The organism is Variovorax sp. 01T439_2 (assembly GCF_056398445.1).
The window spans coordinates 1-7,298 of the sequence record NZ_JBFTPJ010000584.1; the positions used below are offsets into that span (position 1 = coordinate 1).

General features: G+C 66.0%; 7 protein-coding genes. 2 read left to right on the forward strand and 5 right to left on the reverse strand.

Translation table 11 applies throughout. The features are described from left to right. The 3 genes from AC1DOC_RS23750 to AC1DOC_RS23760 all read right to left on the reverse strand — a co-directional run. A partial coding sequence (locus AC1DOC_RS23750) for a 2-oxoglutarate dehydrogenase E1 subunit family protein (RefSeq protein WP_478130612.1) occupies window positions 1-267 on the reverse strand: 267 nt, incomplete at its 3' end. A gap of 178 nt (window positions 268-445) precedes the next feature. After that, window positions 446-2,299 (reverse strand): propionate--CoA ligase, encoded by a 1,854-nt coding sequence (locus AC1DOC_RS23755; protein ID WP_478130613.1) that lies wholly within the window; start codon window positions 2,297-2,299, stop codon window positions 446-448. Window positions 2,300-2,437: 138 nt separating this feature from the next. Then, complete coding sequence (locus AC1DOC_RS23760; RefSeq protein WP_478081182.1) at window positions 2,438-3,040, reverse strand: isochorismatase family protein; 603 nt, start codon at window positions 3,038-3,040, stop codon at window positions 2,438-2,440. Between the two features lie 83 nt (window positions 3,041-3,123). On the opposite strand from AC1DOC_RS23760, the gene AC1DOC_RS23765 reads away from it, so the two are divergent. Then, window positions 3,124-3,849, forward strand: a complete 726-nt coding sequence (locus AC1DOC_RS23765; RefSeq protein ID WP_478130614.1) for an alpha/beta hydrolase — start codon at window positions 3,124-3,126, stop codon at window positions 3,847-3,849. A 16-nt stretch (window positions 3,850-3,865) separates the two neighbouring features. On the opposite strand, the gene AC1DOC_RS23770 is transcribed toward AC1DOC_RS23765, so the two are convergent. After that, window positions 3,866-4,918, reverse strand: coding sequence for a PQQ-dependent sugar dehydrogenase (locus tag AC1DOC_RS23770; protein ID WP_478081188.1), 1,053 nt, complete (start codon window positions 4,916-4,918; stop codon window positions 3,866-3,868). A 322-nt stretch (window positions 4,919-5,240) separates the two neighbouring features. Here AC1DOC_RS23770 and AC1DOC_RS23775 point away from each other — a divergent pair, with 322 nt between their 5' ends. Next, on the forward strand, window positions 5,241-5,825 hold the full coding sequence (locus AC1DOC_RS23775) for a C40 family peptidase (RefSeq protein ID WP_478130615.1): 585 nt from the start codon (window positions 5,241-5,243) through the stop codon (window positions 5,823-5,825). Between the two features lie 88 nt (window positions 5,826-5,913). Here the strand turns inward: AC1DOC_RS23775 and lpdA are convergent. Then, window positions 5,914-7,298, reverse strand: a 1,385-nt coding sequence (lpdA, locus tag AC1DOC_RS23780; protein WP_478130616.1) for a dihydrolipoyl dehydrogenase, incomplete at its 5' end; no start/stop codon positions are given.

The window sequence follows — 7,298 nt, forward strand, 5'->3', positions numbered from 1 at the left end:
GGCCTGCACGACCTTGGTGGTGCCCTGCTTCGCGCGTTCGGCAAAGGCGTTGATCACCGGCTGGTGCGGGACGTCCCTGGTGTTGGAGCCATCGGCCGCGGGCACGTTCTGCAGGGCGTCGAAATACGAACGCCAGTTGTCAGGCACGCTGCCGGGATTGGAGAGGTAGTTTTCGTACATCTCTTCGACATAGGGCGCATTGCCACCGAAGAGGTACGTGTTGCCCTGATACGCGGCATACGCCGTGGGCTTGGAGGAATCGCTCATGATCCGCTGACCTTCGCTTCCCTGAAGGAAGCACTAGCTGGTTAAGAAACCTTCCGCGACACGGCTGAACCGGTTGGCGGATGCGACTGTGGCTGGGGAAGGGCCTGAGTACCTTCGCATTGTGCCACGTCAAACATATGACGGCGCGGCGCGGCTTCGCAAGGCCCGGTTTGCTCACTCAGGCCGAAGAAACCAGCTGCCTGATCTGCTGCAGCGTGGCGGGGTCGTCGATGGTGGTCAGGTCGCCCGGATCGCRCTGCTCGCACACGGCCTGGATGGCGCGCCGCAGCAGCTTGCCGCTGCGGGTCTTGGGCAGGCCCGAGACGAAGCGCACCCGGGCAGGCCGCGCCAACGCGCCGAGCTGGTCGGCCACCACCTTCATGATCTCGCCTTCGAGCCTCAGCGCCGCGTCGGCGTCGGTCACGGCGATGCCGTCCTTCGGCACCACGAAAGCCATTGCCACCTGGCCCTTGAGTGCATCGGCCACGCCCACCACCGCGACCTCGGCCACGTTGATCACGTCGTCGGTGCGCCCGAGGATGTAGAAATAGCCGTCCTCGTCGCGAATGCCCCAGTCGAAGGTCGAATAGACCATCTTGCCCGGCACGCTCTTCCAGTAGGTGCCGACGAAGCGCGCGTCGTCCTTCCACACGGTCTGCATGAAGCCGGGCGGGGTCGGGCCTTCGACCACGACCACGCCCTTTTCATTGGGGGCGGCCAATTCCTCGCCGGTCGATTCGTGCAGAATCTTGATGCGGTAGCCGTACATCGGAACACCGGGGCTGCCGAACTTGCTGGGCTTGGCCTCGACGCCATTGGCAATGGTGATCATCGGCCAGCCCGATTCGGTCTGCCAGTAGTTGTCGATGATCGGCACGCCCAGGCCCTCGCTGATCCAGCGCGCGGTGGGTTCGTCGAGCGGCTCGCCCGCCAGGAACAGCGCGCGCAGGCTCGACAGGTCGTATTTCTTCAGCAGCGCCGGGTCCTGCTTCTTGAGCACGCGCACCGCGGTGGGCGCGCTGAACATCACCGTCACCTTGTACTTTTCGACCAGGCGCCACCAGATGCCGCCGTCCGGCTGCCTGTCGATGCCCTGCGTGGGCAGGCCCTCGTACATGAGGGTGGCCATGCCGGCGATCAGCGGGCCGTAGACGATATAGCTGTGGCCCACCACCCAGCCGATATCGCTGGTCGAGAAGTAGGTTTCGCCGGCGCGGCCGTCGAAGATGTGCTTCATGCTCGCGGCCAGCGCCACGGCGTAGCCGCCCACGTCGCGCTGCACGCCCTTGGGCTTGCCGGTGGTGCCGCTGGTGTAGATGGTGTAGCTGATGTCGGTGGCGGCCAGCCAGGCGCAGGGCACCTGGGCGTCGAGGTGCTTCTGCCGCAATTCGGCCGCCAGGTGGTCGCGGCCGGGCGTCAGCTCCATCGGTGCAAGGCCGCGGTCGGTGAGCAGCACCGCGGCCGGCTTGTACTTCGACAGCCGGATCGCCTCGTCGAGCAGCGGCTTGTACGCAATGACCTTGCCGCCGCGCGAGCCGGCGTCGGCGCTCACCACCACCTTGGGCTCGGCATCCTCGATGCGCGTGGCCAGCGAGCCACTCGCGAATCCGCCGAACACCACGCAGTGGATGGCACCGATGCGCGCGCAGGCCAGCATCGCGAAGGCGGCCTCGGGAATCATTGGCATGTAGATGAGCACGCGGTCGCCCTTCCCCACGCCCAGTTCCACCAGGCTGGCGGCGGTGCGCTGCACCTCGGCGTGCAGTTCCTGGAAGCTGTAGCTCTTCTCGACGCCGGTTTCGGTGGAAACGAAGATCAGCGCGGGCTGRCCGCCGCGCGCGGCCAGGTGCCGGTCGACTGCGTTGTGGCACAGGTTGGTGGTGCCGCCCACGAACCAGCGCGCAAAAGGCGGCTGGCTGGCGTCGAGGATCTGCTTGGCGGGGGCCTGCCAGTCGATCAGCTTCGCCTGCTCGGCCCAGAAGGCCTCGGGCGCATCGACGGACTGGCGATAGAACTCTTCGTAGCGGCTCATCTGGATTTTGTCTCCGTTGATTCGTTCGGCCCTGGCGGCATCGCCAAAACTGAATTCATAATTATGGAGACTGATCTTGCAGCAAGCTGACGGCCGGAACAATCCGGCCGAGCCCTTGCGGTGCGCCGCCGGTTGCGGCTATCGAATCAGAGCGAGCAGCTCGGAAAACGCGGGGTGCTCCGCGGTGCGCAGCCATTCGAAGCCGACCATCTCGGTCGTCACGAGCTCGGCCCCGGCGCCGGCCAGCCGGTCGAAGGCGGCGTCGCGGTTGCGCTCGGTGCGCGAGCTGCAGGCGTCGGTGACGACCCAGACTTCGAACTCGTCCTCCAGCAGGTCGAGCGCGGTCTGCAGCAGGCAGACATGGGCTTCGCAGCCGGCGATCACGATGGAATTGCGCTCTTCGGCAGCCGCCGCGGGCTTCTGCAGGTGCTTGGGCAGGCTGCGGGCATTGCCCTGCGGCGCCTTCGCCGGCACGCGCAGCCATTCGCCGAGCCCCTCTTCCACGCCGCTGAAGTGCATCTTCGACAGGGTGCGCTGGCACAGCGCGCGGATGTCGGGCAGGTTCTCGCCCAGCTTGGAAGGGTTGTGCTCGGTGCCCCACACCGGCAGCTGGAACAGCTGGGCCATCTTGCCGAGCCGCACTGCGTTCTGCGCGACCGCTTCGCCCTCGAAGATCGACGGCATCAGCCGCGCCTGGTAGTCGACCAGGACGAGTTGGGAAAGCGAGGCATCGAGCAGCATGAACCGGTTCTTTCATTCAGATGGAATTGATGGGGCCAGACCGTACCACCGAAACGGCGCGTATCTCTCTAGACTCCGGGCGGATGCGGATCTTCTTTTCGGCCCGGCGCCATTTGCCGATTCTGGCCCTTGGCGCGGCGCTCGTGGTGACCGGCTGCGGCGGCCTGCGCACTGCCAAGGCGCCGCTGGACCGCACGTTCGAAAAGAGCAGTTGCACGCCGAATGCCGACACGCTGATCGTGATGCTGCCCGGCGCGTACTCGCACCCCGACGAATTCGAGCGCGAAGGCTTCGTCAAGGCGCTGAACGACAACAGGCTCGCGGTGGACGTGATGCGGGTCGACGCGCACCTGGGCTACTACAACGCCAAGACCATCCTCGAGCGCCTGAGCCAGGACGTGATGGTGCCGGCGCGCAGCCAGGGCTACAAGGCCATCTGGATCGTCGGCATCTCGGTCGGCGGCTTTGGCGGACCGCTCGGCACCGACATCGCCAATGCCGGCGGCCTCGCCCGCTGGACCGGTCCGCTGGGCGATCCGCCTGGCGGCGACCCGCGAGTACCGAACGAAACCCAGCTGTGGCAGTGGCTGCGCGGCTACGTCGGCGCCACCGCCACCTTCGGCGCGCGGCCGCCGCTTTACCTGGGCTATGGCGTCGACGACCGCTTTGCCTTCAGCCATCGGCTGCTGGCGGCCGCGCTGCCCGCCAGCCGCGTCTTCACGACCGAAGGCGGCCACGACTGGCCCGAGTGGACGCGGCTCTGGCGCCGCATGCTGCCGACCTTGCCGCTGCCGGGCTGCTCCGGCTGAGGACTGAAGGCCCGCCTCAGTTCGGCCGCAGGCGCAGCAGTTTGCCGTCGGATTCGTCGGTCAGCACGTAGAGCAGGCCGTCCGGCCCCTGCTTCACATCGCGAATGCGGGCCCGGTCGTCGGCCAGCAGCTTGTGCTCGGCCATCACCTTGCCGTCCTTCAGCTCGATGCGGTCGAGATAGCCGAACTTGAGCGAGCCCACGAACAGGTTGCCCTTCCAGCCCGCGCCGTAGCGGTCGCTGGTGAGAAAAGCCATGCCCGAGGGCGCGATCGACGGCACCCAGTAGTGCAGCGGCTGTTCCATGCCGTCTCTCGCCGTGATGCCCTCGCCGATCTTTCCGCCGCCGTAGTTCTCGCCGTAGGTGATCACCGGCCAGCCGTAGTTGCGGCCAGCTTGCGGGATATTGATTTCGTCGCCGCCCTGCGGGCCGTGCTCCGTCATCCATAAGCGGCCATCGGGCCCGAGCGCCGCGCCCTGTCCGTTACGGTGGCCATAGCTCCAGATCTCGGGCAGCGCACCCGCCCGGCCGACGAAGGGGTTGTCCTTGGGCGCCGAGCCGTCCTTGGCGATGCGCACCACCTTGCCCAGGTGGTTGTCGAGCTTCTGCGCATCTTCCTTGCGGCTGAACCGGTCGCCCAGCGTGAGAAACAGCGTGCCGTCGCGCGCCTCGACGATGCGGCAGCCGAAATGGTTGCGGCTGGCCACCTTGGGCTGCTGGCTGAAGATGATTTTGAGGTTCTCCAGCCGCGTGCCGTCGGCCGAAAGCTGCGTGCTGGCCAGTGCCGTGCCGTTGCCCGAACCACCACCGGCTGCGGGTTCCGAGAAGCAGAAATACAGTGTGCGGTTCTTGTCGAAGCCCGAATCGGCCAGCACGTCGAGCAAGCCGCCCTGGCCGCCGGCCGCGATGGGGGGCAGGCCAGTGATGGGCGCGCCGATCTTGCCGTCCGCAGCGATCAGCCGCAACCGGCCGGCCCGCTCCGTGACCACGAAACGGCCGCCCGGCAGAAAAGCCACGCCCCATGGGTTCTCGAGGCCGGTCGAAATGGTTTCCGGCCGTATCTGCGCCATGGCGGCACCCCAGACGGCTAGACCCGCCACGACGGCAGCCTTTCCTAGGAGGAGCCCAGCTTCCTGAATTCGCAGGTTCATGTCTTTTCCGGGTAGTTGGCGCGATCTTGACGCGAAATACGGGCCGAATCCAGGCTGTTTGCCTCTTCAATGCGAGTACAAAAGTTCGCCTTCGGCCAATCACTTATGGTTCATAAAGATCAGTCGTTACATTTTTTCTTCGATCGAATCGAAAAAAATCAAACAAATCAAAGACTTGAAGATACATTCGCCAATTCGGATGAGATTGACATAACCGGGCGTCATCAATATCCTACGCGCCATGCGTTTTTTCGTCCTACCCGCGTCCCTCCTGTTTGCCGTCGCAGTCCAAGCCGCCCCCCAACAGGATCGAACCGATGACGAACTGGCCCGGCTGCTGGCCGACAAGGGCATCATCGGCCAACTCAGGCAGGTCCGCCAAACCGTCGCTGAACGAACCTCCGACCTGGTGGTGACCGCCATCGGCTTCCTCGGCGTTCCCTATCGCCGCGGCGGCAATTCGGCCGAATCCGGTTTCGACTGCAGCGGCTYCGTTCGCGCGATGTACAACCAGACGCTCGGCCACGTGCTCCCGCGCCGCGCCGAAGAACAGGCCGCCGCCACCGAGAAGATCGATCCCAGCCAGCTCAAGCCCGGCGACCTCGTCTTCTTCAACACCATGCGCCGCGCCTTCAGCCATGTCGGCATCTATGTGGGCGAAGGCAAGTTCATCCACTCGCCGCGCACCGGTGCCCAGGTCCGTGTGGAAGACATGAACGGCAGCTACTGGAGCCGCCGCTTCGACGGCGCACGCCGCGTGCTCGGCGGCGCCCAGAACGACGAGATCAAGGCCGCGGCAACTGCGGCAACCCACACCGGCAACTGAGCCTTCCCTCCCAAATCCCGCGTCCTCCATCAGGACGAAAAAAATCCCGCCGCGGCGGGATTTTTTGTGGCCGGTCGAAGCTCGCCGGTCAGGCCGCCTTCTTGGCCGGCGGCAGGTCGGTACAGGTCCCGTGCGCCACCTCGGCCGCCATGCCGATGCTCTCGCCCAGCGTGGGATGCGGATGGATGGTCTTGCCGATGTCGATCTCGTCGGCGCCCATCTCGATGGCCAGCGCAATCTCCCCGATCATGTCGCCGGCATGCGTGCCGACGATCCCGCCGCCCAGGATGCGATGTGTCTCGGCATCGAACAGCAGCTTGGTGAAGCCCTCGTCGCGGCCGTTGGCGATGGCGCGGCCCGAAGCGGTCCACGGGAAGTGGCCCTTCTTGATCTTGATGCCTTCGGCCTTGGCCTGGTCTTCCGTGAGGCCGACCCATGCCACCTCGGGGTCGGTGTAGGCCACGCTGGGGATCACGCGGGCGTTGAAGGCGGCGCTTGACAGCTCCTTGTCGCCCTTCTGCTCGCCGGCGATCACCTCGGCCGCCACATGCGCCTCGTGCACCGCCTTGTGCGCCAGCATCGGCTGGCCCACGATGTCGCCGATGGCGAAGATGTGCGGCACGTTGGTGCGCATCTGGATGTCGACCGGAATGAAGCCGCGGTCGCTCACCGCGACGCCGGCCTTCTCGGCGCCGATCTTCTTGCCGTTCGGGCTGCGGCCCACGGCCTGCAGCACCAGGTCGTAGACCTGCGGCTCCTTGGGCGCCTGCTCGCCCTCGAAGGTCACCTTGATGCCCTCCTTCGTGGCCTCGGCGCCCACCGTCTTGGTCTTGAGCATGATGTTGTCGAAGCGCGGCGCGTTCATCTTCTGCCAGACCTTCACGAGGTCGCGGTCGGCACCCTGCATCAGGCCATCGAGCATCTCGACCACGTCCAGGCGCGCGCCCAGCGTCGAATACACCGTGCCCATTTCGAGGCCGATGATGCCGCCGCCCAGGACCAGCATGCGCTTGGGGTCGGTGCCCATCTCGAGCGCGCCGGTGGAATCGACCACGCGCGGGTCCTTCGGCATGAAGGGCAGGCTCACGGACTGCGAACCTGCCGCGATGATCGCGTTGCGGAACTTGACGGTCTGCTTCTTGCCGGTGGTGTCCCAGCTGGTGCCCGAGGTTTCTTCCACCTCCAGGTGGTACGGATCGATGAAGTTGCCGACGCCGCGCAGCACCGTCACCTTGCGCATCTTGGCCATGGCCGTAAGGCCGCCGGTGAGCTTGCCCACCACCTTGTTCTTGTGGCCGAGCAGCTTKGCACGGTCGACCGTGGGCGCGGCAAAGCTCACGCCGAGGTCGGCGAAGTGCTTGACCTCGTCCATGACCGAGGCGACGTGCAGCAGCGCCTTCGAGGGAATGCAGCCGACGTTCAGGCACACGCCGCCGAGCGTGGCGTAGCGCTCGATCAGCACGACCTTGAGGC

Excerpts from the sequence above, each read along its gene's own strand:
- AC1DOC_RS23760 (WP_478081182.1), bottom strand. The coding sequence starts at position 3,040 with ATGCTGCTCGATGCCTCGCTTTCCCAACTCGTCCTGGTCGACTACCAG.
- AC1DOC_RS23765 (WP_478130614.1), top strand. The coding sequence starts at position 3,124 with ATGCGGATCTTCTTTTCGGCCCGGCGCCATTTGCCGATTCTGGCCCTT.
- AC1DOC_RS23770 (WP_478081188.1), bottom strand. The coding sequence starts at position 4,918 with ATGGCGCAGATACGGCCGGAAACCATTTCGACCGGCCTCGAGAACCCA.